The 26,072-nt window shown below is 72.8% G+C and carries 21 protein-coding genes; 14 read left to right on the top strand and 7 right to left on the bottom strand.

Translation table 11 applies throughout. The annotated features are described in order from the left end of the window. Positions 1–91: 91 nt before the first annotated feature. A complete protein-coding gene (malQ, locus tag ACQRWP_RS17465; RefSeq protein WP_430496128.1) occupies positions 92–2,092 on the top strand; it encodes a 4-alpha-glucanotransferase in 2,001 nt (666 codons plus the stop codon). A gap of 12 nt (positions 2,093–2,104) precedes the next feature. Here the strand turns inward: malQ and ACQRWP_RS17460 are convergent, their stop codons facing one another. Next, positions 2,105–3,214, bottom strand: coding sequence for a winged helix DNA-binding domain-containing protein (locus ACQRWP_RS17460; RefSeq protein ID WP_430496127.1), 1,110 nt, complete (start codon positions 3,212–3,214; stop codon positions 2,105–2,107). A 78-nt stretch (positions 3,215–3,292) separates the two neighbouring features. Further along, the gene (locus ACQRWP_RS17455) at positions 3,293–4,216 is read right to left on the bottom strand and encodes an SDR family NAD(P)-dependent oxidoreductase (RefSeq protein ID WP_430496125.1); all 924 of its coding nucleotides are present in this window, start codon (positions 4,214–4,216) and stop codon (positions 3,293–3,295) included. A 56-nt stretch (positions 4,217–4,272) separates the two neighbouring features. On the opposite strand from ACQRWP_RS17455, the gene ACQRWP_RS17450 reads away from it, so the two are divergent. The 5 genes from ACQRWP_RS17450 (at position 4,273) to wrbA (ending at position 7,284) form a co-directional block, all read left to right on the top strand. Then, entirely contained in the window at positions 4,273–4,716 is a 444-nt protein-coding gene (locus ACQRWP_RS17450) for a MerR family transcriptional regulator (protein ID WP_430496123.1), read from the top strand. A gap of 64 nt (positions 4,717–4,780) precedes the next feature. Further along, complete coding sequence (locus ACQRWP_RS17445; RefSeq protein ID WP_238686698.1) at positions 4,781–5,173, top strand: hypothetical protein; 393 nt, start codon at positions 4,781–4,783, stop codon at positions 5,171–5,173. Positions 5,174–5,237: 64 nt separating this feature from the next. Next, positions 5,238–5,996: a HipA family kinase gene (locus tag ACQRWP_RS17440; RefSeq protein ID WP_430496121.1), complete on the top strand. Its 759-nt coding sequence runs from the start codon at positions 5,238–5,240 to the stop codon at positions 5,994–5,996. Then, the gene (locus tag ACQRWP_RS17435) at positions 5,993–6,361 is read left to right on the top strand and encodes a DUF3037 domain-containing protein (protein WP_091404117.1); all 369 of its coding nucleotides are present in this window, start codon (positions 5,993–5,995) and stop codon (positions 6,359–6,361) included. The genes ACQRWP_RS17440 and ACQRWP_RS17435 overlap by 4 nt, the downstream gene beginning before the upstream one ends. Before the next feature lie 305 nt (positions 6,362–6,666). Beyond that, the gene (wrbA, locus tag ACQRWP_RS17430) at positions 6,667–7,284 is read left to right on the top strand and encodes an NAD(P)H:quinone oxidoreductase (RefSeq protein ID WP_238686701.1); all 618 of its coding nucleotides are present in this window, start codon (positions 6,667–6,669) and stop codon (positions 7,282–7,284) included. Between the two features lie 95 nt (positions 7,285–7,379). Here the strand turns inward: wrbA and ACQRWP_RS17425 are convergent, their stop codons facing one another. Then, positions 7,380–9,302 (bottom strand): anthranilate synthase family protein, encoded by a 1,923-nt coding sequence (locus tag ACQRWP_RS17425; RefSeq protein ID WP_430496118.1) that lies wholly within the window; start codon positions 9,300–9,302, stop codon positions 7,380–7,382. A 204-nt stretch (positions 9,303–9,506) separates the two neighbouring features. Between ACQRWP_RS17425 and ACQRWP_RS17420 the strand changes: the two genes are divergently transcribed. The 3 genes from ACQRWP_RS17420 (at position 9,507) to ACQRWP_RS17410 (ending at position 13,975) form a co-directional block, all read left to right on the top strand. Next, positions 9,507–10,919 (top strand): FGGY family carbohydrate kinase, encoded by a 1,413-nt coding sequence (locus ACQRWP_RS17420; RefSeq protein ID WP_430496116.1) that lies wholly within the window; start codon positions 9,507–9,509, stop codon positions 10,917–10,919. Positions 10,920–11,018: 99 nt separating this feature from the next. Then, complete coding sequence (locus ACQRWP_RS17415; protein ID WP_430496114.1) at positions 11,019–13,556, top strand: nitrate- and nitrite sensing domain-containing protein; 2,538 nt, start codon at positions 11,019–11,021, stop codon at positions 13,554–13,556. Then, positions 13,553–13,975, top strand: coding sequence for a roadblock/LC7 domain-containing protein (locus ACQRWP_RS17410; RefSeq protein ID WP_430496112.1), 423 nt, complete (start codon positions 13,553–13,555; stop codon positions 13,973–13,975). Before ACQRWP_RS17415 ends, ACQRWP_RS17410 begins: the two co-directional genes overlap by 4 nt. Positions 13,976–14,057: 82 nt before the next feature. On the opposite strand, the gene ACQRWP_RS17405 is transcribed toward ACQRWP_RS17410, so the two are convergent. Then, the gene (locus ACQRWP_RS17405) at positions 14,058–15,401 is read right to left on the bottom strand and encodes a GH1 family beta-glucosidase (protein WP_430496110.1); all 1,344 of its coding nucleotides are present in this window, start codon (positions 15,399–15,401) and stop codon (positions 14,058–14,060) included. 848 nt (positions 15,402–16,249) lie between these two features. On the opposite strand from ACQRWP_RS17405, the gene ACQRWP_RS17400 reads away from it, so the two are divergent. Continuing rightward, positions 16,250–19,156 (top strand): glycoside hydrolase family 48 protein, encoded by a 2,907-nt coding sequence (locus tag ACQRWP_RS17400; protein WP_430496109.1) that lies wholly within the window; start codon positions 16,250–16,252, stop codon positions 19,154–19,156. A gap of 340 nt (positions 19,157–19,496) precedes the next feature. Here ACQRWP_RS17400 and ACQRWP_RS17395 read toward each other — a convergent pair whose 3' ends face one another. Continuing rightward, the gene (locus ACQRWP_RS17395) at positions 19,497–20,129 is read right to left on the bottom strand and encodes a DUF3159 domain-containing protein (protein WP_430503213.1); all 633 of its coding nucleotides are present in this window, start codon (positions 20,127–20,129) and stop codon (positions 19,497–19,499) included. Positions 20,130–20,335: 206 nt separating this feature from the next. Here ACQRWP_RS17395 and ACQRWP_RS17390 point away from each other — a divergent pair, with 206 nt between their 5' ends. Beyond that, positions 20,336–21,223: a phosphatase PAP2 family protein gene (locus ACQRWP_RS17390; protein ID WP_430496107.1), complete on the top strand. Its 888-nt coding sequence runs from the start codon at positions 20,336–20,338 to the stop codon at positions 21,221–21,223. A 23-nt stretch (positions 21,224–21,246) separates the two neighbouring features. Next, positions 21,247–21,945, top strand: a complete 699-nt coding sequence (locus ACQRWP_RS17385; protein WP_430496105.1) for a maleylpyruvate isomerase N-terminal domain-containing protein — start codon at positions 21,247–21,249, stop codon at positions 21,943–21,945. A 65-nt stretch (positions 21,946–22,010) separates the two neighbouring features. On the opposite strand, the gene ACQRWP_RS17380 is transcribed toward ACQRWP_RS17385, so the two are convergent. Together ACQRWP_RS17380 and ACQRWP_RS17375 are read right to left on the bottom strand one after the other, a co-directional pair. Beyond that, positions 22,011–22,874, bottom strand: coding sequence for a DUF1028 domain-containing protein (locus ACQRWP_RS17380; RefSeq protein WP_430496103.1), 864 nt, complete (start codon positions 22,872–22,874; stop codon positions 22,011–22,013). Between the two features lie 47 nt (positions 22,875–22,921). Beyond that, a complete protein-coding gene (locus ACQRWP_RS17375; protein WP_430496101.1) occupies positions 22,922–24,142 on the bottom strand; it encodes a low temperature requirement protein A in 1,221 nt (406 codons plus the stop codon). A 154-nt stretch (positions 24,143–24,296) separates the two neighbouring features. Here ACQRWP_RS17375 and ACQRWP_RS17370 point away from each other — a divergent pair, with 154 nt between their 5' ends. Continuing rightward, positions 24,297–25,280, top strand: a complete 984-nt coding sequence (locus ACQRWP_RS17370) for an LLM class F420-dependent oxidoreductase (RefSeq protein WP_430503212.1) — start codon at positions 24,297–24,299, stop codon at positions 25,278–25,280. After that, positions 25,277–26,068 (top strand): SDR family oxidoreductase, encoded by a 792-nt coding sequence (locus ACQRWP_RS17365; protein WP_430496099.1) that lies wholly within the window; start codon positions 25,277–25,279, stop codon positions 26,066–26,068. The genes ACQRWP_RS17370 and ACQRWP_RS17365 overlap by 4 nt, the downstream gene beginning before the upstream one ends. The last annotated feature ends 4 nt before the right edge of the window (positions 26,069–26,072 follow it).

Below are 26,072 nucleotides of genomic sequence, written 5' to 3'. Positions count from 1 at the left end.
CAAGATCGGCGCGGGTGGGGCGGCGGGGCGCTGCGGTGTTCGGGCGGGCGTGGCAAGGTGGTCGCAGGTCGCGTCGTGAAGCGGGGGACGGATGAACCGACGATTGGCCGCGCTGGCCAACGCACACGGTGTTTCCACCTGGTACGAGGATTGGCGGCACCGCCGCGTCGAGGTCGCACCGGAAACCGTGGTGGGTGTGCTGGGGCTGCTCGGCGTGGACGCCACCAGCCCGTCGGCGATCGCCGACGCGCTCACCGCCGCCCGTGCGATCGACCGGAGCGCCCTGCCGGAGACGGTCGTGCTCACCCACGGTCGCGGCCGGGCGCTGCCCGGCCCGGGGGTGGTGACCCTGGAGGACGGTGGCCGCCGCGCGGTCGACGGCGAACTGCCGGCGGACCTGCCGCTGGGGTGGCACCGGCTGGCCTGCGCCGACCGTGAGGTGACAGTGGTGGTGGTGCCGCGCCGGCTGCCGGTGCCGCCGTCGAGCTGGGGGTGGATGCTCCAGCTCTACGCGCTCGCCTCGGAGCGTTCCTGGGGCATGGGCGACCTCGGTGACCTCGCCGAGTTCACCGGGTGGGCCGGTGCCAACGGGGCGGGGCTGGTGCTGCTCAACCCGCTGCACGCGGTCGGGCCGGCGCACCCGGTGGCCACCTCACCGTATTCGCCCGCCAGTCGACGCTTCGTCAATCCGCTCTACCTGCGGGTCAGCGACACCGCCGCGTACCGGACGGCGGACCCGGCGACCCGTGCGGTGGTCGACGCGTTGCGTCCCGATCGGGGGCCGCTGATCGACTACGACGAGGTGTGGGCCGCCAAGCGGCGCGCCCTGGAGTTGCTGCATCCGTACGCCCAGCCGGTGGATCTTGCCGCGGACCCGGCGCTGACCAGCTTCGCCACCTGGTGCGCGCTCGCCGAGCGGCACGGCAACGACTGGCGTGCCTGGCCGGCGGAGCTGCACCACCCGGACGGCCCGGCGGTCGCGGAGCAGCGTCGGCGTCTCGCCGACCGGGTCGCCTTCCACGCCTGGCTGCAACACCTCTGCGACGAGCAGCTCGACGCCGTCACGGCGGCGGCCCGCTCGGCGGGGATGCCGGTCGGTGTCGTGCACGACCTGGCCGTGGGCATCGACCCGGGCGGTGCGGACGGGTGGCAGCTCGCCGACGTGCTGGCCCAGGGCGTGCGGGTCGGCGCGCCACCGGACGACTTCAACCAGCTCGGCCAGGACTGGGGGCTCGCCGCGTGGCGCCCGGACCGGCTCGCCGCCACCGGGTACGCCGCGTACCGGGACATGCTGCGCCGCGTCCTGCGGCACGCGGGTGGCCTGCGGGTCGACCACGTCGCCGGCCTGTGGCGACTGTGGTGGGTGCCGCCGGGCGGCGGCGCGGCCGAAGGCACCTACGTGCGCTACGACGCCGAGGCGATGCTGGGCATCCTCGCGTTGGAGGCGCACCGGGCCGGCGCGGTGGTGGTCGGTGAGGATCTCGGCACGGTCCAACCGGCGGTGACCCGAGGGTTGCGGGGGCGCAACATGCTCGGCTCGACAGTGCTGTGGTTCGCACGCGACGAGGCCGGTGACTTCGTCCCGCCGGCCCGGTGGCCGCGCAACGCTCTCGCCACGATCTCCACCCACGACCTGCCGACCGCGCCGGGCTTCCTGACCGGTGAGCACGTGCGGGTGCGCGACGAGTTGAAGCTGCTCGGCACCGACGTGGCGGTGGAGCGGGCCCGCGCCGCCGCCGACCGGGACCGGCTTCTCACGATGCTGGCTGCCGAGAACCTGCTGCCCGCGCCGGTGCCGGGGTCTGAGTCGGCTGAACCGGCCAAGACGCCCGACGACGGCGAGGTGGTGGTGGCGATGCACGCCGCCCTCGCGGCGAGCCCGACCCGGCTGCTCGGCGTCTCCCTCTACGACGTGCTGGGCGAGGTTCGCCAACCCAACATGCCGGGCACTGTGGACGAGTATCCGAACTGGCGGCTGCCGTTGCCGGCCAGCGTGGCGCAGATCCGGGCGGACCCCCGGGTGGCCCGAATCGTCGACCTGCTCAGCGCCGCACGCCCACGACCGGCCGACCCGGCGCCGCCGAAGCAGTGACGCCGCCGGGTCTCAGGTCAGCCAGTCGAAGCGGGCCGGCAGCCCGAGGAAGTCGGCGTAGCGCACGAGCGCCTGCTCCACCCGGGCCCGCGCGGCGATGTCGAGCGTCGTGAGCGGCTGGATCGTCACGGTGACCGCGGTGCGGCCGACCTTGCGCTTCCACACGCCCACCACCCGACCGGCGCGGACCACGGTGGCCTGGAAGATGCCGTTGTTGCCCGGCACGACGGCCGCCTGGTGGGCGGGGTCGAGCATCAACGTGCGGTCCCGGAAGCCGAGCAGGTACTCGTCGAAGCCGGGCAGCGCCAACACGTCGTCCGGGGCGGTGCGTGGCGCGTCGGCCAGGGCCGCGTCGACGTACATCGGTGTGCCGTCGACGCGTACCGTGCTCAGCGCCTCGTCGGCGGCGGCCAGGCCGCGCCGGGCGTCGGTCAGGGTCAGGCCGCTCCACCCGGCGAACTCGCGGTCGGTGACCGGGCCGTGCCCGCGAACGTAGCGGTGGGCGAGCAGGGCCAGCGCCTCGTCCCGCTCCAGCGGGTGGGACGTGGGTGCCCACTCGTCGAGCAGGGCGAAGGTCTGTTCGGTGCCGACGTTCGGCGCCACGCAGGTCACGCCGCGAACGCTGGCATACCACAGCAGGTGGTAGCCACGTTGCCCGTCGGTGCCCAGGCCGGCCTCTCGCAGGGTGGCCAGGCACTGAGCGCGGGTGAGTCGACCGCCGCCGGCCAACGCGGCGCCGAGCACCTCCGCCGCCCGGTCGGCGTCGGCCTCGGTGAGCCCGAGCTGCGCCCGCCGGGTCGCCACGCCGGCCAGGGATCGTACGCCGGTCAGCTCCAGCATCCAGCGGGCGTCGGCGGGCGGAACGAGGTGCACGGTGCCCCGCATCGGCCAGGTGCGCAGCGCCTCGCGCCGCTCCAACGCCGCCTGCACGTCGGTCATGCGGTGACCGGGTAGCCGGGCGCCCAGCGACCACAGCCCGCTGGCCAGGTCCTGTGCCTGCATCGCGCCGAACCACTCGACCACCTCGGCGACGGTGCCGGGCCGGGTGCTCGGATGTGGGCGCAGCAGCAGGCTGGTCATCCGCAGCGCCAACGCGTCGGCCGCGCTGAGGTCGACAGGCATCGGCAGCCCTTCCCGAGGAGAAGACCCAGTTTAGGAGCCGACCGCATCGCCAGGGCACCCCGGCCGTTACGCGAGGGCTCAGTTGATGAGGTCGAGGCCGGTCAGGTCCGCCGACAGAGCCCAGAGGCGGGCTGCCGCGCTGCCGTCCGTGGGGCTGCCGTCGGTGTGGCGGCAGTCCACGCAGTAGTCGCCGCCGTTCGCGTCGAGTTGAGGTGACGTGGCGGCCCAGACCTGGGTGGCCGCGCCCTGCTCGACGGTCTTGAACAGACCCGGAGCGGAGTTCCCGTCCGCGTCGATCCAGCCCGCGCTGACCATCTCCTCGATGGCGAGGTGTCGTTGCAGAGGGGTGCGGATCCAGCCAGGGTTGACGGAGAAGGCCTGGACGCCGTGCGGTCTGCCGAGCAGGTCAAGGTGTCGGGCGAACAGGACGTTCGCGAGTTTGGACTGGGTGTAGGCCTCCCACTTGTCGTAGCCGCGCTCGAACTGCACGTCGTCCCACCGGATTCGCCACGCCGGGTCGCGCCCGGAGGCGACCGCGACGACACGAGCCGTGCCGGCAGCGATGAGCGCGGGCCACAGCAGGTTCGCCAGCGCGTAGTGGCCGAGGTGGTTGATCGCGAACTGCGCTTCCCAGCCGGGTCCCACCCGTGTCTCCGGGCAGGCCATGACGCCGGCACTCGCGATCAGGATGTCGAGGGCGGGATGGCTGCTGAGGAATCGTTCGGTGAACGCGCGGACGGAGGCGAGGTCGGCGAGATCGAACTGGTCGACCTCGATCTCGACTCCGGCCGCGTCGGCGAGCGCCCGCTGCGCCACGTCCGGTCGGAGAGCTGGGACGACGACCCGAGCCCCGGCCTGGGTGAGCGCGAGGGTCGTGGCGAGACCGAGGCCGGAGTAGCCGCCCGTGACGACTGCGGTCTTGCCGGTGAGGTCGATTCCGGTGAGGACGTCTCCGGTCGTGCTGTGGGCACCGAACGTGGTGTGGGTCGTGTCGCTGGTCATGCCGCGGACGCTAGATGCTAGACCGAGGTCTAGGTCAACGGGTTACCGTCGACGCCATGGCGGACAGGGGCCTGAGCATCGGGCAGGTGGCGCAGCGCACCGGATTGAGTGTGCACACCCTGCGGCTCTACGAGCGTGAGGGTCTGCTGGCCAGCGAGGTGCGGCGTGACGGGTCGGGCAGGCGCGTCTACAGCGCCTGGGACGTCGAGTGGCTGGCGAACTGCGTCAAGTTCCGGGCCTCCGGAATGCCGCTCACGACGATCAGCCGCCTGGCCCAGCTCGTTCGCGCGGGCAGCGGCAACGAGGCCGAACGGCTCGAACTGCTCCGCGCACACCAGCGCTACATCACCGAGCAGTTCGCGCAGCTGCGCGACTGCCTCGACCTCATCAACGTCAAGGTGGCCAGCTACGAACGACACCTCACCGCCGGCGCCTCCGGAGATCCCTGGCACCAGCAACGCCTGCCCGCACCGGAAGAGCACCGGATCGACGGGGCATAACGGGCCGCGCACGGGGGATGCGGCGGCCGGAAGTGCGCGCGTCGCGCGTGCGGAAGGGAGCGTCATGACTGCCGCAAGCGAGCCGGCGCGAGGCGCCGGCGTAACGGCCGGGTCCCGCGGACATCGGGGGGACGCCCGCGCGAAGACGAGCGCCGCGGCGACCTTCGCCCTGGTGTTCGGAGTGGCCGGGCTGTTCAGCGTGTTGACGGCGATCCTCGCCTGGCTGGGGTTGGTGCTCGGCATCATCGGGATCATCCTCGGCATCGTCGGCCTCAAGATGGCGCGCCGACCCGGGGTCACCGGTCGTGGCGTGTCGATCGGCGGCCTGGTGCTCAGCATCCTGGCCGTGCTGATCGGGCTCGGTCTGGCCGCGGGCATCACCACGTTCGTCAACAACGAGAACGCGGTGGACCGCCTGCAGACCCAGGTCGACAAGCTGCGCGACAAGATCGACTAAGCCGCGCGTGCCGGTCTGGGCGGGCCCGCCACCCGTCCCGGCCGGCCACAGTAGGGTGGGCGGCGTGCTCCGCCAGGTCACCGCGATCCGTTACGTCACCCCGCTGCGCGAGGGTGGGTCGCTGCCGGGCGTGGTGGAGGCCGACGACCTGGGCACCTACGTGGCGAAGTTCCGAGGCGCCGGGCAGGGGCCCAAGGCGCTGATCGCCGAGGTGATCTGCGGTGAGCTGGCGCGTCGGCTGGGGTTGCGGGTGCCGCCGTTGGTGGTCCTCGACATCGACCCGGTGATCGGGCGGGCCGAGCCCGACCAGGAGGTGCAGGAGCTGCTGCGCAACAGCGGCGGCGCCAACCTCGGGATGGACTTCCTGCCCGGGGCGCTGGGCTTCGACCCGGTGGCGCACCCCGTCGACCCGGCGCTGGCCTCCCGGGTGCTCTGGTTCGACGCGTACGTGGAGAACGTCGACCGGAGTTGGCGTAACCCGAACCTGCTCGTCTGGCACCGGGAGCTGTGGCTGATCGACCACGGCGCCTCGCTGTACTTCCACCACAACTGGCCGCGCGCCGGGGCCGCTGTGCACCGGGCCTACCGCGCGGAGGATCACGTGCTGGCGCCGTACGCGTCGCGGCTGGCCGAGGCCGACGCCGAGCTGGCTCCCCAGGTCACCCCGGAGTTGCTCACCGAGGTGCTGGCCCTGGTGCCGGGGGAGTGGTTGACCGCCGCCGACTTCGAGACAGCCGACGCGGCGCGCGGCGCGTACCTGGATCACCTGTCCCGCCGGGTCGCCCGCACGGCCGACTGGCTGCCATCGGGGAGCGGGGCATGAGGCAACCCTTCGAGTACGCGCTGATCCGGCTCGTGCCCCGCATCGAGCGCGGCGAGCAGATCAACGTCGGGGTGTTGCTCTACTGCCAGCAGCGCGACTTCCTGGCCGCGCGAACGCACCTGGACGCCGACCGGGTTCGCGCGCTGGCGCCCGACGTCGACCTGCCGGCGGTGGCCGCGGTGCTCGACTCCTGGGACCGGACCTGCTCCGGTGACGGGCCGGCGACCCGGATGCGGCTCGGTGAGCGGTTCCACTGGCTGGCCGCGCCGCGCAGCACGATGATCCAGACGGGGCCGGTGCACACCGGTCTCACCGTCGACCCGGCGGCCGAGCTGGACCGGCTGATGGCGACCCTGGTCCGCTGAGCCGAGGCGCGGGCGAGGCAGGGGCGCGGGCGCTGTGATCGTCCCCTGATCGCGCTACGCCAGCGCCGTTGCCGGCGGAGCGCGATCCCCCGTTCAGGTGCCCGGTGCGGGGCGGCGGCTCGATCCCGCCGGCACCGATGGCATCAGGATCGCGGTCCGCGTGCGGCGTCGGGCCGGAACGACCGGGAAGTTGCGGAAAACTTGAGCCGGCGGACCGGTAGCCGGCACCGCCTCGGGCTGTCGTTAGAGCACGTCCGCAGCGGGTAGTCGCGGGAGCTGATCCGAGACGAGAAGGGGACACTCTGATGGCTGCCCAGACCAAGGTAGCGGTGATCTACTACAGCGCCACCGGCACCACCTACCAGATGGCGCAGGCCGTGTGCGAGGCCGCCGGGGACGCCGGCGCCGACGTGCGCCTGCGCAAGGTGCGCGAGTTGGCGCCGGACGAGGCGATCCGCTCCAACTCCGGCTGGCAGGCGCACCACCTGGAGACCCAGGACGTGCCCGAGGCGATGCTCGACGACCTCACCTGGGCCGACGTGGCGATCTTCGGTGCGCCGACCCGGTACGGCATGATCGCCGCCCAGCTGAAGCAGTTCATCGACACCACCGGCCCGCTCTGGAGCCAGGGTGGGCTGGTCAACAAGGTCTACTCCGCCTTCACCTCGACCGGCACCTCGCACGGCGGGCAGGAAACCACGCTGACCTCGCTCTTCAACGTCTTCTACCACTGGGGCGGTGTCGTGGTCACCCCTGGTTACACCGACACCAGCCAGTTCATCGCCGGCAACCCGTACGGCGCCTCGCACACCAGCAACAACGGGGAGATCGCCCCGGACGCCGTGGCGCTCGGGGCCTGCGCGCTCACCGCCCGGCGCGCCGTGCAGCTGGGCGCCGCGCTGAAGGCGGGCCTGGCCGGCTGAGCGGCTGACAGACGAGGGCGACCGGTGGCGCGGGCGGGGGCTCTCGGCCCGTCCGCGCCACCGGTCCACCCAGCCCTACCCCCGGGCCAGGGCGACTATGCGCCTCCGCGCGTCGCGGACAGCTCGTCCGGACGCGACGCGGGCAGCAGCCCGGTCAACAGCTCACTCAGCACGGCGAGCCCGTCCGGGCTGAGCACCGACTCCGCGTGGAACTGCACCCCGGCGAAGCCGCGCCCCCGCAGGGCGTGCACGGCGCCGTCACCCGGGTCCCGGGCCAGCTCCACCGGCCCGTAGGCGGTGGCCAGCCGGTCGACCTCGGCCCGGGCGGTGAACGTCGAGTAGAACCCGACCCGGCGGGTCCGGCCGAACAGCGGCACCTCCCGCTGCAACCCCTGGTAGGGCGCGTCCCGGCGGTGCAGCGTCAGCCCCAGCAGCCCGGCCAGCACCTGATGGCCGAGGCAGACCGCGAGGGTGGGACGGCCGGTGGCCAGCAGCCCGGTCAGCAGCTTCCGCAGCGCCAGCATCTTCGGCTCGTCCGCGCTGCCCGGGTCGCCCGGCCCGGGACCGGCAACCACCAGGTCGTAGTCGTCGACCGGGCCGCTCGCGTGCCACGGGCGGGTGGTCACCGCGAGACCCAACGCGCTCAGTTGGTGGGCCAGCATTCCGGTGAAGGTGTCCTCGGCGTCCACGATCAACACCCGACGGCCGACCAGCCCGGGCAGTCCGGGCGCGTCCGGTGACCGCTGGTCCAGCCAGAACCGCGCCAGCGGTGCGTTGCGCGCGGCCAGCGCGTCGCGTACCGCCGGGTCGTCGGCCAGCCGCGCGACCGGCCCGCGGTCGCCGACGGCCGCCGCCGGCCCGAGGCCGAGCGCGGCCAGCACCCCGGCGGCCTTGGCGTGCGTCTCGGCTACCTCGCCGGCCGCCGTCGAGTGCCGGACCAGGGTCGCGCCGACCGGCACCCGCAGTCGGCCGGTGGGGGAGATCTCGGCGGTCCGGATCAGGATCGGGGCATCGAGGGTCTGCCGGTCGGCGTCGTCGTGGCCGAGCAGCGCCAGCACGCCCCCGTAGTAGCCCCGGCCCCGGCGCTCGTGCCGGGCGATCACCCGGCAGGCGTTCTCGATCGGGCTGCCCGTGACGGTGGGGGCGAACATCGTCTCGCGCAGCACCTCCCGCACGTCGCGGGTGCCCCGCCCGGCGAGCAGGTACTCGGTGTGCGCCAGGTGCGACATCTCCTTCAGGTACGGCCCGATCACCTGTCCGCCGTGCTCGGCGACGGTGGCCATCATCTTCAGCTCCTCGTCGAGCACCATGTACAGCTCCTCGGTCTCCTTCTCATCGGCGAGGAAACGCAGCAGGGCCGCCCGGTCGGCGACGCCACCGGGGCAGCGGAAGGTGCCGCTGATCGGGTTCATCATCACCAGCCCGTCGTCGACGCTGACGTGCCGCTCCGGGCTGGCGCCGACCAGTGTCCGGGTGCCGGTGTGCACCACGAACGTCCAGTACGCGCCGCGTTCGGCTATCAGCAGCCGGCGCAGCGCGGCCAGCGCGGCCGCCAGCGGCGGGCCCTGCACGGTGGCGTGCAGGGCGCGGTGGATGACGAAGTTCGCGCCCTCGCCGCGGCCGATCTCCTCGGACAGCACCCGCTGCACGGTCCGCGCGTACTCCGCGTCGCTGACGTCGAAGCCGGCGTCGGTGGTGCGCACCGGTTCGTCGGGCAGCGCGGCGAGGGCGTCGGTCAGCGTGATCCGTTGGTGCTCGCGGACCTGGAGGAACTCCAGCGGGGCGCCGTCGTCGACGCAGGCGAAGCCGCGCTCGGTGATCTGCCGGTACGGCACCAGGGCCAGCGTCCGCGCCCCGGGCGGGCCCGCCGGCAGCGGGAGGTCGGTGAGCTCATCGACGGTGTCGACCGGGCCGGTGAACAGGTCCAGGTCGTCCGCCCCCTCGCGGCGCAGCAGCGCGAAGGGGCCGGGGTCGACGCCGTGCGCGACGGCGGCGAGCAGGTCGGTCAGGTGGGTCATCGGAGTCTCCGTCGGGCTGGGTGCCGCCGTCGGGCGGCCCTCCGGCCGGGAGATCCGGCGACCGCCTCGATGGCGGCCGCGTGGATGGAGCTACGCGCGGGAGATGGCCGCCGGGTCGGCGGGCCACCAACTGGTCAACTGCGCGAGCATGTGATCCACCCTACGCGCCCGTCGGCCGGCTGGCACGGGGTAACTTGACCGGCGATGAACATTCTCGCGCTCGACCTGGGCACCTCCTCGGTACGCGGGCTGGTGCTGGACGCGGACACCCAGCCGCTGCCCGGCGCTCTGGCCCGCCGCAAGGTCGCCCTTGCCATGGGCGAGGACGGCACCGGCACGCTGTCCGGTCGGGACTATCTGGCGAGCCTCGTCGAGTGCCTGGACGAGCTGGCCGAGTCGGGGCACCTGCACGACGTCGGCCTGGTGGCGGTCTCCGCCCAGTGGCACTCCGTGCTCCCGCTGGACCGCGACGGCGCACCTTTGGGCCCGGTGGTCACCTGGCTGGACACCCGACCCGCCCCCGTCGGCCGCACGTCCGGGCCGGCCGACCCGGACGGCTTCCACCAGCGCACCGGCTGCTGGTGGCACCGTTCGTACTGGTCGATGCGGTTGCCCTGGTTGCGCGAGCAGTCAGGCACCCCGATCGCCCGGTTCGTGGGTCTGCCCGAGTACGTGCTGGGCGAGCTGCTCGACTCGGCGCCCATGTCGATCTCCCAGGCCTCCGGGACCGGTCTGCTGGACCTGCGGACCCTGCGCTGGGACGAGGAGGCGCTGACGCTGGCCGAGGCGCGACCGGAGGAGCTGCCGCCGCTGGGCGAGCTGGACTGGCACGGCCGGCTCCGGGTCGACCTGGCCCGTCGGTGGCCGCAGTTGGCGCAGGCCCGGTGGTCACCGCCGGTGGGCGACGGAGGGGCGTCGAACGTCGGCTCGGGCTGCGTCGACCCGAGCCGGGCCGCGGTAACCGTGGGCACCTCCGCGGCCGTACGGCTGATGCAGCGGATCCCGGCCGGCGAACCGATGCCGCGCCTGCCCGAACGGTTGTGGCGGTACCGCGTCGACCACGACCACGTGGTGACCGGGGCCGCGTACGCCAACGGCGGCAACCTCTTCGCCTGGGCGGACCGGGAGCTGCGGTTGCCTCGGGGCGCTGAGCTGGACGCGGCGCTGGCGCTGGTGCCCCCGGGTGGTGGCCGGCCGGCGGATCCCCGCTTCGGTGGCGATCGGGCGCCCGGGCTGGCGCCGGCGGGCAGCGGTGAGCTGCGCGGTCTCAGCTTCAGCACCACCTCGGTCGACATCCTGGCCGGGCTGATGCAGGGGTTGTGTGAGCTGGTCGCCGAGGATCTCGGGGTGCTGGAGTCCACCATCGACAAACCGGTCGGCGTGGTGCTGGGCGGTGGCGCGGTGGCCGCCTCGGTGTGGTGGCGGCAGGCCTTCGCGACCGCGCTCGCACCGCGGCCGGTGTCGCATCAACGCAACCCGGAGATCGGTGCCACCGGTGCCGCGTTGGTGGCGCTGGGGCGCTTCGGTGACGCGATCGAGCTCGCCGACATCGGCCGGACGGACGAGCTGGTTTTACCGACCACGGCAGGACGTTCCCACCCGCAGTATCCTTCCTGAACCTCGGCCTCGCCCGGGCCGTTGACAGCGGTACCGAGCCTGGTTGGATGGACTGCGCTCCCCCGACCGCGGTGGACGCGGTAGGACGGAGGAGGCAGGGTGGCGGCAGGTCCCGACCCGGCGAACGGTGCGGTGTCGAACCATCGCCGACGCCGCTTCGACGTCCGAGTCGTTCCGCATCGACGGCGGTCGCCGTTCCGGCTGCGCGACTGGCGGATGAGCACGAAGCTCGCCACCGTGCTGCTGGTGCCGTCGATGGCGTTCCTCCTGCTCGCCGGGGTGCAGACCAGCACCCTGGTGGGGCGGACGACGGCGTTGAACGACTTCTCCAGTCAGGTCGGCATCGGCCGGCAGATCACCGCGGCGGTGCACCAGCTCCAGCAGGAGCGTGACCGCTCGGCGGGGGAGCTGGGTGAGCTGCGTAAGGGTGGTGACCGGCAGTCCGCCGCGAACGACCTGAAGCCGTTGCAGGCGGCCACCGACAAGGCCATCGTGGACCTCAGCCGGGCCGCCGAGCCGCTGGCGGACGCGGACGCGTCCTGGCGGGTGGCCTTCTCCGAGGCGCTGGAGGCGTACGACCAGGTGGTCGACATCCGCTCGGCGATTCCGCCGGCGGTGCTCAGTACCGAGACCATCCTGAGCAACTACCACCGGGCCGTCGGGGCGTTGCTCGACCTGCTCGCCGAACCGACGCCGGGGCAGAACCAGCCGGCGTTGAACGACGCGGTGCTGCGCTACGTCCAGTTGGCCCGGGTCAAGGAGCTCTCCTCCCGGGTGCGGGCCCAGCTCTACGCGGCCGCCCGCGTCGGTGCGTACGGCACCGAGGACCGGGTGATCCTCGCCGACCTGCGCGGTCAGCAACTCACCGCGCTCGGCGCGTTCCGGGTGGCCGCGACCAGTGAGCAGATCCGCCGCTACGACGAGACCTCGGTGTCGCCGAATTTCCTGGTCGCCACCGGGTTGGAGGAGCGCAGCCTGTCCTCCGGCGGCGCGTCGCCGCAGGTGCTGCCGTCGGAGCAGTGGTGGTCGGCCAGCCAGCAGCGCCAGGAGCTGCTGCGTCAGCTTGAGGCGGGTGTGCTCGACGACGCCGTGCGGCAGGCCGAGGAGGCCAGCGACGATCAGCTGCGCACGACCCTGCTGGTCGTCGGCGGGGTGGTCACGGTCCTGCTGGCCGCCCTGCTGATCTCGTTGCTCATCGGGCGGTCGGTCGCCCGGTCGATGCGGATGCTGCGCAGCCAGGCGCTGCGGATCGCCCAGGTCGAGTTGCCGGACGCCCTGGACCGGCTGAAGACCGTCACCGGTGGGGTGCCGCGCATCGACGTCGCGCCGGCGGTGGTCCGCTCACTCGACGAGATCGGCGAGCTGGCCGAGGCGTTCGTGGCGGTGCACCGCAGCGCGGTCACGGTCGCCGTCGAGCAGGCGCTGATGCGGCGCAACGTCAACGCGATGTTCGTCAACCTGGCCCGCCGTAGCCAGGTGCTGGTGGAGCGTCAGCTGGAGCTGTTGGACGACCTGGAGCGCGAGGAGAGCGACCCGGACCAGCTGGAGAACCTGTTCAAGCTCGATCACCTGGCCGCCCGGATGCGCCGTAACGACGAGAGCCTGCTGGTGCTCGCCGGCACCGACTCGACCCGCCGGTGGAACCGGCCGGTCGGGCTGGGTGCGGTGCTGCTGGCCGCCGCCGCGGAGATCGAGCAGTACCAGCGGGTCCGGATCGAGTCGGTGGCCGATGTGCACGTGGTCGGGCACGCGGTCGGCGAGTTGGTGCACCTGCTGGCCGAGCTGCTGGAGAACGCCACTGCCTTCTCCCGCCCGGATACCGTCGTGGTGGTGACCGCCCGGGTCGAGGCGGGGGCTGCGCTGATCGAGATCGTCGACCGGGGTCTGGGTATGAGCCCGGCCGCGTTGGTGCAGGCGAACGAGGTGCTGGCCAGCCCTCCGGCCGCAGACGTCGCGGCGGTGGAGCGGATGGGGCTCTTCGTGGTCAGTCACCTGGCGGCCCGTTTGCGTGTCCGCGTGCGGTTGGAGGGCGGCGAGGACGGCCTGGTCGCCCGGCTCGCCCTGCCCGAGGTGTTGCTGGCTCCGGCGGGCAGTGTGGAGCTGGATTCGCCCCCGTCGGCGCGGATGCTGGCGGCGAGCGCGGCGCGAGGGCTGGTTCCGCAGTCCGGGGCCGCCCGGCAGGCCGCTGCCCCGATGCTGAACGGCGCGGTGCGGGACCTGCCGGTGGCCGGCCGCCCGCCGGGTGTCGGCGTGCCGCGTCAGGGCCGCCCGGTGCCGGTACGCGCCGAGGACGTGTTGACCCCTGCCGCTGCGCGCGGTGCCGGCGGGGGCTGGTATTCGCGGCAGGGCCCATCCGCGCCGGTGGTGCCCGCTGCGGCGGCGCCGCCGACGATCCCGGTGACCGCCGGCACCAATGAGCGGGGATTGCCGGTGCGGGTGCCCATGGCGCAGTTGAGCGCGGTCACCCGTTCGGCACAACCGATGACGGCACCGACCCGCACCGACCCGGACCCGGAGGCGGTCGGCGGCATGCTCTCGCGGCTCTACAGCGGAGTACGGCGCGCCGAGGCTGAGGACACCACCGAGATACCCGTGCCACCGTCCGGGGGGCACGACGAAGGGGGACGACGACAGTGACGACGTTGAGCCAGGAGGCGCGTGACCTGAGCTGGCTGGTGAGCGCGTTCGCGGATCGGGTGCCCGGTGTGGCGCACGCGGTGGTGGTCTCCTCCGACGGGCTGCTGGTGGCGATCTCCGATCACCTGCCGCGTGACAACGCGGACAAGCTCGCCGCGGTGACCTCCGGGCTGATGAGTATCACCGCGGGCGCGGCCTCGATGTTCGACGGCGATGTCGTCAAGCAGACGGTGGTCGAGATGGGCCGTGGCTACTTCCTGGTGATGCAGATCCGCGACGGTTCGATTCTGGCCACGCTGGCCGCCGGTGACGCGGACATCGGTGTGGTGGGCTACGAGATGGCCCGGCTGGCCAAGCAGGCGGGGGAGATGCTCACCCCGGCCCTGCGGGCGGAGTTGCAGCAGGCGCTGCCCCGCTGAGTGTGAGCCGGCCGAGGCCCGGACGGTCACCGGCTCACCCGAGCCGAGCCGTCCGGGCCCGGCCGTCCGGGTGGCGGCGCGGTCAGAAGCCGCCGTCGGCGATGACGGAGCGGTACCAGGTGGCGGAGTTCTTGAGCACCCGTCGCTGGGTGGTGTAGTCGACGTAGACCAGGCCCCAGCGCTGGTCGTAGCCCTGGTCCCACTCGAAGTTGTCCAGCAGTGACCAGACGTGGAAGCTCTCCAGCGGCACCCCGTCGGCGATGGCCCGGTGCGCGGCGGTGAGGTGGTCGCGCAGGAAGCTGATCCGCCCGCTGTCCTGGACGGTGTCGTCCGCGCCCAGGGTGTCCGGTGTGGGCAGCCCGTTCTCGGTGATGGTGAGCGGGATCGGGCCGTATTCGCGGGTGATCCGGGTCAGCAGGTCGTACATCCCCTCGGGGTAGATCTGCTGCCATTCGGCCTCGGAGGTCGCCCAGCGGTGTGCGGTGCCGCCGTCGCCGGTGACGTAGATGGGGGTGTAGTACTGCACGGCCAGCAGGTCGATCGGCGCGGAGATGATCTTCAGGTCGCCGTCGCGGATGCCCTGGACCATCCGGCTCTGCGGGCCCAGGTCGGCCAGCAGGTCCTCGGGGTAGCTGCCCTTGAGCAGGGAGTCGAGGTAGAGGCGGTTCTCGTAGGCGTCGTAGAGGTGGGCGGCCGCGGCAGCCCGCGGGGAGTCGTCGGCGGGGTAGCAGGGGTGCAGGTTGAGCGCGGGGCCGATGCGGCTGTCGCTGCCGGTGGCGCGCAGCGCGGCGACGGCGAAGCCGTGGGCGAGTTGCAGGTGGTGGGCGACCAGGTAGGCGGCGTCCGGGTCCTGTCGGCCGGGGGCGTGGTGGCCGGTGAGATAGCCGTTCTGCACCACGGTCTTGGGTTCGTTGATGGTGAGCCAGGCCGGCACCCGGTCGCCGAGGGCGCGGAAGACCACGTCGGCGTAGTCCGCGAAGCGGTGGGCGGTGTCGCGTGACTCCCAGCCGCCGGCGTCCTGGAGCGCCTGCGGGAGGTCCCAGTGGAACAGGGTGGCCATCGGGGTGATTCCGCGCTCGTGCAGGCCGTCGAGGATTCGGCGGTAGAAGTCGAGGCCGCGTTGGTTGGGCGTGCCGGTGCCGTCGGGCTGGATCCGGGGCCAGGAGATGGAGAAGCGGTAGCTGCGCAACCCGAGGTCGCGCATGAGGTCGAGGTCCTCGGCGTAGCGGTGGTAGTGGTCGATGGCCACGTCGCCGGTGTCGCCGTTGCGGGTGCGCCCTGGGACGCGGCTGAAGGTGTCCCAGACCGACTCGCCGCGCCCGTCCTCCTTGGTGGCGCCCTCGATCTGGTACGCGGAGGTGGCCGCGCCCCAGCCGAAGTTGTCCGGGAAACGCAGCGGGCCGGCGGGCCCAATAGGTATCGACATGGATTCTCCTCATGGATACGGGGCCACCGCCGAAAGATTCGGGAGCGCTCCCATGATAGGGCAGACGCTGCCGGCCGGTCAGCCGGCCGTCAGGACGGCCGGCGCTGGCGGATGGGAGGCGGGTGTGTGGCCCCGAGCAGCGAACGAGGCCGTCCGGGCGGCGCGGCGCGCCTGTCCCGTCGGCCTCTTTTCCTATCGTGTACGGGGGTTTAGTGTGGGGACGGGGGAGGGCAACCCCCGTCCCCACCGTAACTGCACACACACGGGCGGAATTTGGGTCCTGCCGTGCGTGTCGCGCGGGAGCCGGGCCACGCGAGTGGCTCTGGTTCCACCTCCCTCCCTGTGGCGGGACGATGGCCGACGACGGCGTCCGGGCTGGCCCGTCGTCGGCCCTCGGTTCTGGTTCCCTGGGCTCGTCAGAGACGACCCCAGCGATCTTCTTGTTGGAACCTTGTCGATGGAAGCGCTCCCATCGACCGATGTTGCGACTGTAACCCCCGTCACGCCTTTGTGAAAGACCCAAAACGAGATCGAAACAAGGAGCTGATCCGGCGCTCCGCGCGCTTGTTGTGGGAGCGCTTCCATGGCACACTGTCGATTCGACGCGACAGGAGCCACATCGCGTGAGTGCGGGTCCACCGAGGGCAACCGGCAGCACCAGCTCCGGTCACGGTCACCCGAGCGCAGCCGGCGGGACCCCCTCCCGTGCGGGCCGCACCGCCCTACCCCGGCCGGGCCCGGGGAAGACCACCTTCCCGGCGCCTCGACATCCCCGCGGACCACCACCCTCGCGGGCAGGCGCCTCGCCGGGGAACCATCCCGGCCTGGTCCGAGGAGACACCGCGCACATGAGACAACTGGCAATACGCCGCCGCGTGGCGCTCGCCGCCGCCGCGCTGCTCGCCATCGGCGGGGTGACCCTGCCTGCCGGCGCCGCACAGGCCGCACCCGCCTGCGACGTGGTCTACGCGACCAACGACTGGAACACCGGCTTCACCGCGAACGTCACCATCAAGAACCTGGGCGACCCGGTGAGCAACTGGACGCTCAAGTGGACCTTCCCGACCAGCGGTCAGCGGGTCACCCAGGGCTGGTCGGCCAAATTCAGCCAGTCCGGCAGCGAGGTCACCGCGACCAACGAGTCGTACAACGGCAACCTTGCCACCGGGGCCTCCACCACCATCGGCTTCAACGGCACCCACTCGGGCAGCAACCCGAAGCCCACCTCGTTCACGGTCAACGGCACCCCCTGCAACGGCACCCCGGCCAACCAGCCGCCGACGGTCTCCCTCGGCCTGCCGGCCGGGCCGTTCACCGCGCCGGCCGACGTGCCGCTGACCGCCACCGCCAGCGACCCGGACGGGACCATCAGCAAGGTCGAGTTCTACCGCAACGGCCTGCTGATCAACACCGACACCTCCGCTCCGTACGCGTACACCCAGGAGGACCTGCCGGCCGGCAGCTACACCGTCCAGGCCAAGGCGTACGACAACGCCAACGGCATCGGGGTCGACGAGAAGTCGTTCACCGTCACCGCCGCCACCGGCCCGACGCTGGTCGCCACGCCGTCCGCGGTGAGCGTCACCGAGGGTGGCACCGCCACCTTCAACCTGAAGCTCAGCGCCGCCCCGACGGCCAACGTGCCGGTCACCCTCACCCGCACCGGTGACACCGATGTCACGGTCTCGCCGGCCACCGCCACGCTGACCCCGAGCAACTGGAACACCGGGGTCACCGTCACGGTCGCCGCGGCGGAGGACGCCGACACCGCCGGCGGCGCCGCCACCATCACCGCCTCCGCCACCGGTCTCGCCTCGCTGGCGGTCACCGCCACCGAGATCGACAACGACACCCCCGGCGGCGACAACGCCTACACCGCTAAGTTCCTCGAGCAGTACGGCAAGATCAAGAACTCGGGCTACTTCAGCCCCGAGGGCGTGCCGTACCACTCGGTGGAGACGCTGATCGTCGAGGCGCCCGACCACGGCCACGAGACCACCTCGGAGGCGTTCAGCTTCTGGCTGTGGCTGGAGGCCTACTACGGCAAGGTCACCCAGAACTGGGCGCCGTTCAACAACGCCTGGACGGTGATGGAGAAGTACATCATCCCCACGCACGCCGACCAGCCGACCGCCGGCTCCGCCGGCACCCCGCAGTACGCCGCGGAGTACAACCTGCCCAGCCAGTACCCCTCGGCGCTGAACGCGAACGTCCCGGTCGGTCAGGACCCGCTGCGCTCGGAGCTGCAGTCCACCTACGGCACCGGCGACATCTACGGCATGCACTGGCTGATGGACGTCGACAACACCTACGGCTTCGGCCGCTGCGGTGACGGCACCACCAAGCCGGCCTACATCAACACCTTCCAGCGGGGCACCCAGGAGTCGGTGTGGGAGACCGTTCCGCAACCCTCCTGCGACACCTTCGCCCACGGCGGTCAGTACGGCTACCTCGACCTGTTCGTCAAGGACACCGGCGCCCCCGCCAAGCAGTGGAAGTACACAAACGCCCCGGACGCCGACGCCCGCGCCGTGCAGGCCGCGTACTGGGCGCTGACCTGGTCCAAGGCGCAGAACAAGCAGGCCGATGTCGCGGCCACCATCGCCAAGGCCGCGAAGATGGGCGACTACCTGCGGTACGCGATGTTCGACAAGTACTTCAAGAAGATCGGCAACTGCGTCGGGGCGAGCACCTGCCCTGCCGGCAGCGGCAAGGACTCGGCGCACTACCTGCTGTCCTGGTACTACGCCTGGGGCGGCGCGTACGACGCCAGCCAGAACTGGTCCTGGCGGATCGGGTCCAGCCACAACCACTTCGGCTACCAGAACCCGTTCGCGGCCTGGGCGCTGACCAACACCCCGGAGCTCAAGCCGCAGTCGTCGACCGCTGTCGCCGACTGGACCAAGAGCTTCGAGCGGCAGCTGGAGTTCTACACCTGGTTGCAGTCCGCCGAGGGCGGCATCGCCGGTGGCGCCACCAACAGCTGGGACGGTAGCTACGCCCAGCCGCCGGCCGGCACCAGCACCTTCTACGGCATGTTCTACGACGTCGACCCGGTCTACAACGACCCGCCGTCGAACCAGTGGTTCGGTATGCAGGCCTGGTCGATGCAGCGCATCGCCGAGCTGTACCAGCAGACCGGCAACGCGAAGGCCAAGGCGCTGCTGGACAAGTGGGTGCCCTGGGCGATCGCCAACACCACCCTCGGCACCAACTGGTCGATCCCGTCGGACATGGCGTGGACCGGCCAGCCGACCACCTGGAACCCGTCCAACCCGCAGCCCAACACCGGCCTGCACGTCGAGGTCATCAGCAAGGGCCAGGACGTCGGTGTCACCGCCGCCTACGCCCGGATCCTGATCGCGTACGCGGCCAAGTCGGGCAACGTGGCGGCGAAGGACACCGCCAAGGGCCTGCTCGACGCGCTGTCGGCCGCCAGCGACGCCAAGGGTGTCTCCACCACCGAGAAGCGTGGCGACTACCGGCGCTTCGACGACGTGTACAACGCGTCCACCGGGCAGGGCCTCTACGTTCCGTCGGGCTGGACCGGGGAGATGCCGAACGGCGACACCATCGCCGCCGGCAAGAGCTTCCTCGACATCCGGTCCTTCTACAAGAACGACCCGGACTGGCCCAAGGTGCAGGCGTACCTGGACGGCGGTGCGGAGCCCAGCTTCAACTACCACCGGTTCTGGGCACAGGCTGACGTCGCGATGGCGTACGCCGACTACGGCAGCCTGTTCCCGAACGGCTGAGACGACCTGGGGTGGGTGGCGTGGACCGCCCACCCCGGGGTCCGGCCCGGGTCCGGGGAACGACGGACCGGGGCTGGCGGACGGCCTGACACCCACGGTCAGGCCGGGGTGGGCCGGCCATCTGGCCGACGCAGCGGATCGGCTGGCCCACCCCACCGCCCGGACTGGAGCCAGCCGCGAAAAAGCCCAGAAATTCGGGCCGTCGCGGGATCACACCGAGGTCCGTGACGGAGTAACGTACGTCACCGGAGAGGCCGCTCCCCCCGTGGCGGCCTCTCCACTTTTTTGCCTCGAGTCCGTCCGCTTCTCGGCCCCGAGCCCGGCCGCGCCCGGGCCGGTTTCAGCGAGGCGGCGCGACCGGGTGGCGCAGCCCCGGGTGCCCGGCCGGCAGCGAGCGCCGCAGCACCACCCAGCTCAGCGCCAGCGCCGCGGCGACCAGCGGCCAGGTCAGCGCCACCCGGGCCACCACCAGCGCGAGCACCTGGCCGCTCAGGTAGAGCGGCACGAACACGGCGAGCCGCAGCAGGTACGTCGCCGTCCACACCCAACTGGCCCGGCCGTACCCGCGCAGCAGCGCCGGGTCGCGCCGCCACCCGGCCCGCTGGCCCAGCACCGCGCCAACCAGCACACCCAGCAGTGGCCACCGCACCACGATGCTGACCGTCCACGCCAGAGCGCTCGCGGCGTTGGACAGCACCTGGATCAGAAAGAAGTTCTCGGCCCGGCCGGTGCGCACCGCGATCAACGCCGCGACGCAGACGGCCAGCAGTCCGATCAGCACCGAGCGCGGCCGGTCACCCCGACGCAGCCGTACGCCGGCCACCACCGCGCCCACGGCCAGCGCCGCACCGACCCCGCCCCACAGCGACTCGCCGCCCAGCAGCCAGCCCGCCGCGAACGCCAGCGGCGGCAGGGTGGCGTCGATGGCGCCGCGTCGCCCGCCCAGCAGATCCGTCAGCGACTCGGCCCGCACCGGCCCAGCCGGACCGGTGTCGCCGCCCGCCGACACCGGCCCTGCCGACCCCCGGTCGTCGCCGTCACGCTGCTCCGAACCGGGCTCGGACCGGCCACTGTCGCGCTCCGGTGTTCCGCTCACCACCGCCTCCTCGCCTCCGGCACAACCTAACCGGCCATTGGCGGCGGGCCACCGGTCGGACCGCCGACACCTGCCGCTACGGTGTGCGGATGCGCGCGACGGCACGGGGTTGGACCGCGGTCTGGTTGGTCGTACTGGCCCTCGTCCAGGCGGCCGCCTTCCTCGCCGTGTGGCGGGTGGCCGTGCACCTCGAGATCGGTCAGTGGGTGGACACTGTCGCCCTCACCGGCAACCGGATCGGGCAGGACACCATCGACGGTCCGGTCGATAAGATCCTCAACGCGATGTCGGTGGTCTCGCTGCTGGCCGCCACCGCGATGATCGGGTTCATCGCGCTGATCCGGGGGCGCATCGCCCTGGCGATCACCGCGACCCTGCTGATCGCCGGAGCGAACGTCACCACCCAGCTGCTCAAGTACGGGCTGAACCGGCCCGACTACGGTCTCGACCCGGAACGCGCCGCGGTGGGCAACAGCCTGCCCAGCGGGCACACCACGGTGGCCGCCTCGGTGGCTGTCGCGCTGATGCTCGTACTGCCGCGCAAGGTGCGGGCCGCCGGTGCCTTCATCGGTGCCGCCTATGCCGCCGTCGCCGGGGTCGCCACGCTCTCCGCCGGCTGGCACCGGCCCAGCGACGCGGTCGCCGCGTACCTGGTGGTGGGTGTGTGGGCGGCGTTGGCCGGGCTGCTGCTGTTGGTCACCCAGCGGGAGCAGGCCGAGATCGCCCCCGGCGACGCGCACCGGGTCGCGGCGCTGGTGCTCGGGGTCGGCGGTGTGCTCGCCCTGGTGGCCTGCGGGCTGTCCCTGCTCTGGCTGGTCGACCTGCGCGGCACCGGGCCGCAAGAGCTGACCCGCCGCCCCCTGTTCGTCGGGTACGCGGGCAGCGCCGCCGGGATCGCCGGCACGATGGCGGTGGTGATGGCGTTGGTGCTCACCGTCGTGCACCGGCTGGTGCCCAGGGTCAAGGGCTGAGCGGGCATTCGTAGACTCGTCGGATGATCGAGAGACTGGGTGCCCGCAGCCTGACGGACCCCATCCGCGTGGCGTTCTCCGCCGAGTGCGCGCAGCTCACCGAGATCCTGGCTGAGTTGGTCGACGCCGACCTCGACCGGCCCACCGACTGCCCGCCGTGGACCGTCCGGGAGCTGATCGCGCACGTACGCACCGGAGTCGGCCGGCTGGCCGACATGCTCGCCGCGCCCGCCCCGCCCCGCGCCGAGGTCGACGCCGCCGGCTACTTCGGCGCGGCGAAGTTCACCGCCGAGGTCGACGCCGACCGGATCGCCGGCGGCCGGCAAGACGCGCTACAGGTGGACCGGGCGGCGCTGGCGACCGAGTTCGACCGGGCCTGGCGGGCCACCGAGGCGGCGGTCGCCGCCGCGCCGCCCGACCGGGTGGTGCGAACCCGGCACGGCGACGCGATGCGCCTCGGCGAGTTCCTGCGGACCCGGGTCGTCGAGGTGGGTGTGCACGGGTTGGATCTGGCCGCCGCGCTGGGTCGGCCCCCGTGGCTCACCCCACCGGCGGCCGTGGTCATCGCCGAGCTGCTCACCGGCGGACGACCGACACCGGCCGCGTTGAGCTGGGACCGGCTGACCCTGATCCGCAAGGCCACCGGCCGGGCGGGGCTGACCGCCCCGGAACGGGCCGCCATCGACGCCGCCGACTTCCGTTGGCTCGCCTTCGGCCGCTGACCCCGGGTCAACCGGAATCGCGGCCGTTCGGGCGCTGCTGGCCCCTTGCTGCTGGCGCTGACCAGTCAGCTCGCGGCGCGGGGGGCGGGGACGTGCGGGGCGACACCGCGCAGGTGCGTCAGCACCACCGGGTCGATCCGCCCCGGCACCAGCCGCTCCTCCAGGTTCTCCAACCCGGCCCAGGAGATCAACGCCGCTTCCGTGCCGTCCTCGTGCACCGGATGGCCCAGCGCGCCGAGCAACGCCGCCACCTCGGCGGCGACCGCGCCGCTCAGGTCGAGCAGGGTGGCCGGGTCGGGTCGGCCGAACAGCATGGTGTGCACCGTGAGCAGGCGACCCAGCTCGGCGACCGGGTCCAGGTGGTCGTCCACGCGCAGGTCCACCACCACGTCGCTGGTGCCGCCGTACCCGCCGCCGCGCTCGACCACCAGCAGGCCGGCGCTCTGCCGGCCACGCCGGTCGCCGCCGGCCTCGTCGCCGGCCCGCAGCGCGGCGACCAGCCGCTCGGCGAACGGCAGCGCCGGTCCCGCCAGCCAGGCTTCGCCGAGGGCGTCGACGACCTCCGGGCCGGTGAGCACGTTGCCCTGTGCGGCCCAGCCGTCGCCGGTCCGCCCGCCGGCCCACGGATGGCAGGCCGGCCCCGTCCAGCTGGCGCCCGAACCGGTGGCGCCCACGACGCCGAGCTGGCGGTGCTCCCGCTCGGGGTCGGCGGCGATCAGCCCGGCCACCACGTCGGCGGCGGCCACCCCGGTGCGCAGCAGGGTGAGGCCCTGCGGGCGGTAGGCGAGGTTGACGTGCGCCTGGGTGGCCAGCGCGCCCACCTCGGCGGCGGCGGCCGGCACCAACGCCCCGGCGGCGAGGAACTTGCTGGCGACGGCCACGCCGTGCAGGCGGCCGTCGGCGGAGCGGGCGACGAGCGAGAAGGTCACCGGCCGAGAGTAACCGTCCCCGCCGACGCGACATCGACGCGCGAGGCTCAGAACGGCGGGGTGGCGGCCTCCGGTGGAGCGCCGTGGGCGCGACGGGCGTCGACCACCGCGACCCCCGCCAGCACCAGGGCCCCGAACGCGGTCGCGATCACGCCGGGCAGGTACCGCAGCGGCACCGACGACGCCACCAGCACCGTGACGGCGATCCACCGGGACGGGGAGATCCGCCCGAACACCTCGTACTCCAGGCGGGCCCGGCCGGCCAGGAACAGGGCCGGCCCACCGAGCACCATGGCCAGCCACGGCCCCGAGATCCGCTCCAGAGGATGGTCGATGATCAGCTCGTACCCGATCGCGGTGGCAGCGAGACCGATCACCATCAGCAGGTGGGTATCGGCCGCCGACCGGCCGATGGTGGCGGGGTGGCGGGCCTTCATCACCGCCTCGCCCAGGATCCGCCCGGCGCGCTGCACGTAGATGCGCCACAGCATGATCGAGGTGGCCAGCGCCAGCGCGAACGCCCAGGCGTGCCCCATCTCGTACGGCACCTTGCTGTACGCGAAACCTGCCACCAGGATCGTCTCGCCCAGCGCGACGAGGAAGAACTGCTGGTACCGCTCGGCCAGGTGTTCCCCGGCGATCTCCCACTTGGAGATCGTCGAACGACCCAGGCCGGGCACCGGCCAGCCGCAGCGGGCGGCCAGGTACTCGATGACCAGCGCCGCCGCCCAGAGCAGCACCTGCGCGTTGGTGCTCAGCATCGCTCCGCCGATCCAGAGCACCCCGGTGACGGCGAAGATCACCGCCATGCGCACCTTCAACCGGCGGTACGGGTGCGGCCCGAGCGCGATCGACAGGATCACCGGCCGGGTCACCTGTGCGATGACGTATGCCACCGCGAACATCAGCGCGGTCTCGCTGAACGCCCGGGGGATCGCGACCCCCATCAGCATGCTGCACACCAACGCGGTGATCACCACGGTCTGCAGCGGCACCCGGTACGGGTCGTACCGGCTGGTCGTCCACGCGGTGCCCTGCCAGACCGCCCAGAGCGCGAGCAGCAACAGCAGTGTCTTGCCGCCGCCGGTGACCGTCCCCCAGCCGTGCTCCCGGCCCGGTTCCTGGGTCAGATCCTCGAACGCGCGCGCCGAGATCCGGGTGAGCGCGAAAACGAACACCAGATCGAAGAAGAGTTCCAGGAACGTCGCCCGGCCGGGCGTGGCCGCCGCCGGGACCGGCTCCAGGTGTCCCGCTGCCCTGGAACCCATGGTCAGCGGCCTGCGCCGTCGGTCCGGTCCACCTCGAAGTGGTAGCACTTTCCACCGGGGCGCACGGCCGGAAACCGGCGATTCTGCCCAACCCGGGGATCTTGCTCGGGCCGGCGTCAACGGGCACGATCGACCGGTGACGAATCGATGGGGCATGACGGTGCCGCTGGGCGGGATCGCGCTGGCGCACCACGACGCGGCCTACGCGGCCCTCGACCGGGCCGGGTTCACCGACGTCTGGTCGTCCGAGGTCGCGGGGACCGACGCGTTCACCCCGCTGGCGCTCGCCGCGGCCTGGCAGCCCGGGTTGCGGCTCGGCACCGCGATCACGCCGGTCTTCACCCGGGGCCCCGGCCTGTTGGCGATGAGCGCGGCGGCGCTGGCCGAGGCCGCGCCGGGCCGGTTCTCGCTGGGCATCGGCGCGTCCTCACCCGTGCTGGTACGGGACTGGAACGCGGTGCCGTTCGACGAACCGTTCCGCCGCACCCGCGACGTGCTGCGCTTCCTGCGCGCCGCGCTGGCCGGCGAGACCGTCGACGAGACCTACGACACGTTCACCATCCGCCGGTTCACGCTGGAACGACCGCCGGCGGTGCCGCCACCGATCCTGCTCGCCGCGCTGCGCCCGGGGATGCTCCGGCTCGCCGGTGCGGAAGCCGACGGGGTCATCCTCAACTGGCTCAGCGCCGACGACGTGCCGCGCGCCCTCGCCGAGCTGGGAGAGCGCCGCGCCGGCTTCGAGATCGCCGCCCGGATCTTCGTCTGCCCCACCGAGGACGCCGCGTACGCCCGGGCGCTGGGCCGCCGGCTCATCACCAGCTACCTCACCGTCCCGGCGTACGCCGAGTTCCACCGCTGGCTCGGCCGCGACGAGACGCTCGCGCCCATGTGGGCGGCCTGGGCCGCCGGTGACCGGCGCGGCGCCAGCGCGGCGGTGCCCGACGAGGTGGTCGACGCGCTGGTGCTGCACGGCTCACCGGAGCGGTGCCGCGCCGAGGTGCGCCGCTACGCCGACAACGGCGTGGACGTGCCGATCGTCGCGCTGCTGCCCACCCCCGAGGTCACCGCCGGCGGCGCGACCGCGCTGCTCAGCCTCATCGCCCGGTTGGGCACCAACTCCGTGGAGGCGTCCGCGTGAACCTCACCGACCGGATCGTGGTGGTCACCGGCGGGGCCGGCGGCATCGGCGCGGCGCTGTCGCGCCGGTTCGCCGCCGAGGGGGCCGCCGCCGTGGTGGTCACCGACCTGGACGCCGACGCGGCCCGCGCGGTGGCCGAGGGCATCGGCCCGGTCGCGCACGCCCGCGCCCTCGACGTCACCGACGAGGAGCAGGTCCGCTCGCTGGTCGCCGACACCGAGCAGCGGTACGGCCGGATCGACCTGTTCTGCGCCAACGCGGGGGTGACCACCGGCGGGGGAGTGGAGGTCGACGACGCCGGTTGGGACCGCTCCTGGCGGGTCAACGTGCTTGCCCACGTCTACTCGGCCCGCGCGGTGCTGCCCGGAATGCTGGCCCGGGGAGGCGGGCACCTGCTGCACACCTGCTCCGCGGCCGGTGTGCTGACCGCGGTGGGCGACGCCGCGTACACAGCGACGAAGCACGCCTCGGTGGGGTTCGCGGAGTGGCTGGCCATCACCTACCGGGACCGGGGCATCCGGGTCAGCGCGCTCTGCCCGCAGGGGGTGGACACCCCGATGCTCGCCGACGGGCTCGCCGACGGTCACCTGGGCGCCCGGGTGGTCGCCGCGTCCGGTGCGGTGCTCACCCCGGACCAGGTCGCCGACGCGGCCGTCGCCGGGCTGGCCGAGGAACGGTTCCTGATCCTGCCGCACCCCGAGGTCGCCGACTACGCGCGCCGCCGCGCCGTGGACCCGGACGGCTGGCAGGCCGGCATGCGCAAACTCATCCGCCGGCTGACCACCTGACCCG

The sequence above is a fragment of the Micromonospora trifolii genome, from assembly GCF_050516465.1.
GTDB lineage: Bacteria > Actinomycetota > Actinomycetes > Mycobacteriales > Micromonosporaceae > Micromonospora > Micromonospora trifolii.
This window is presented reverse-complemented; position numbering and strand designations above follow the sequence as displayed.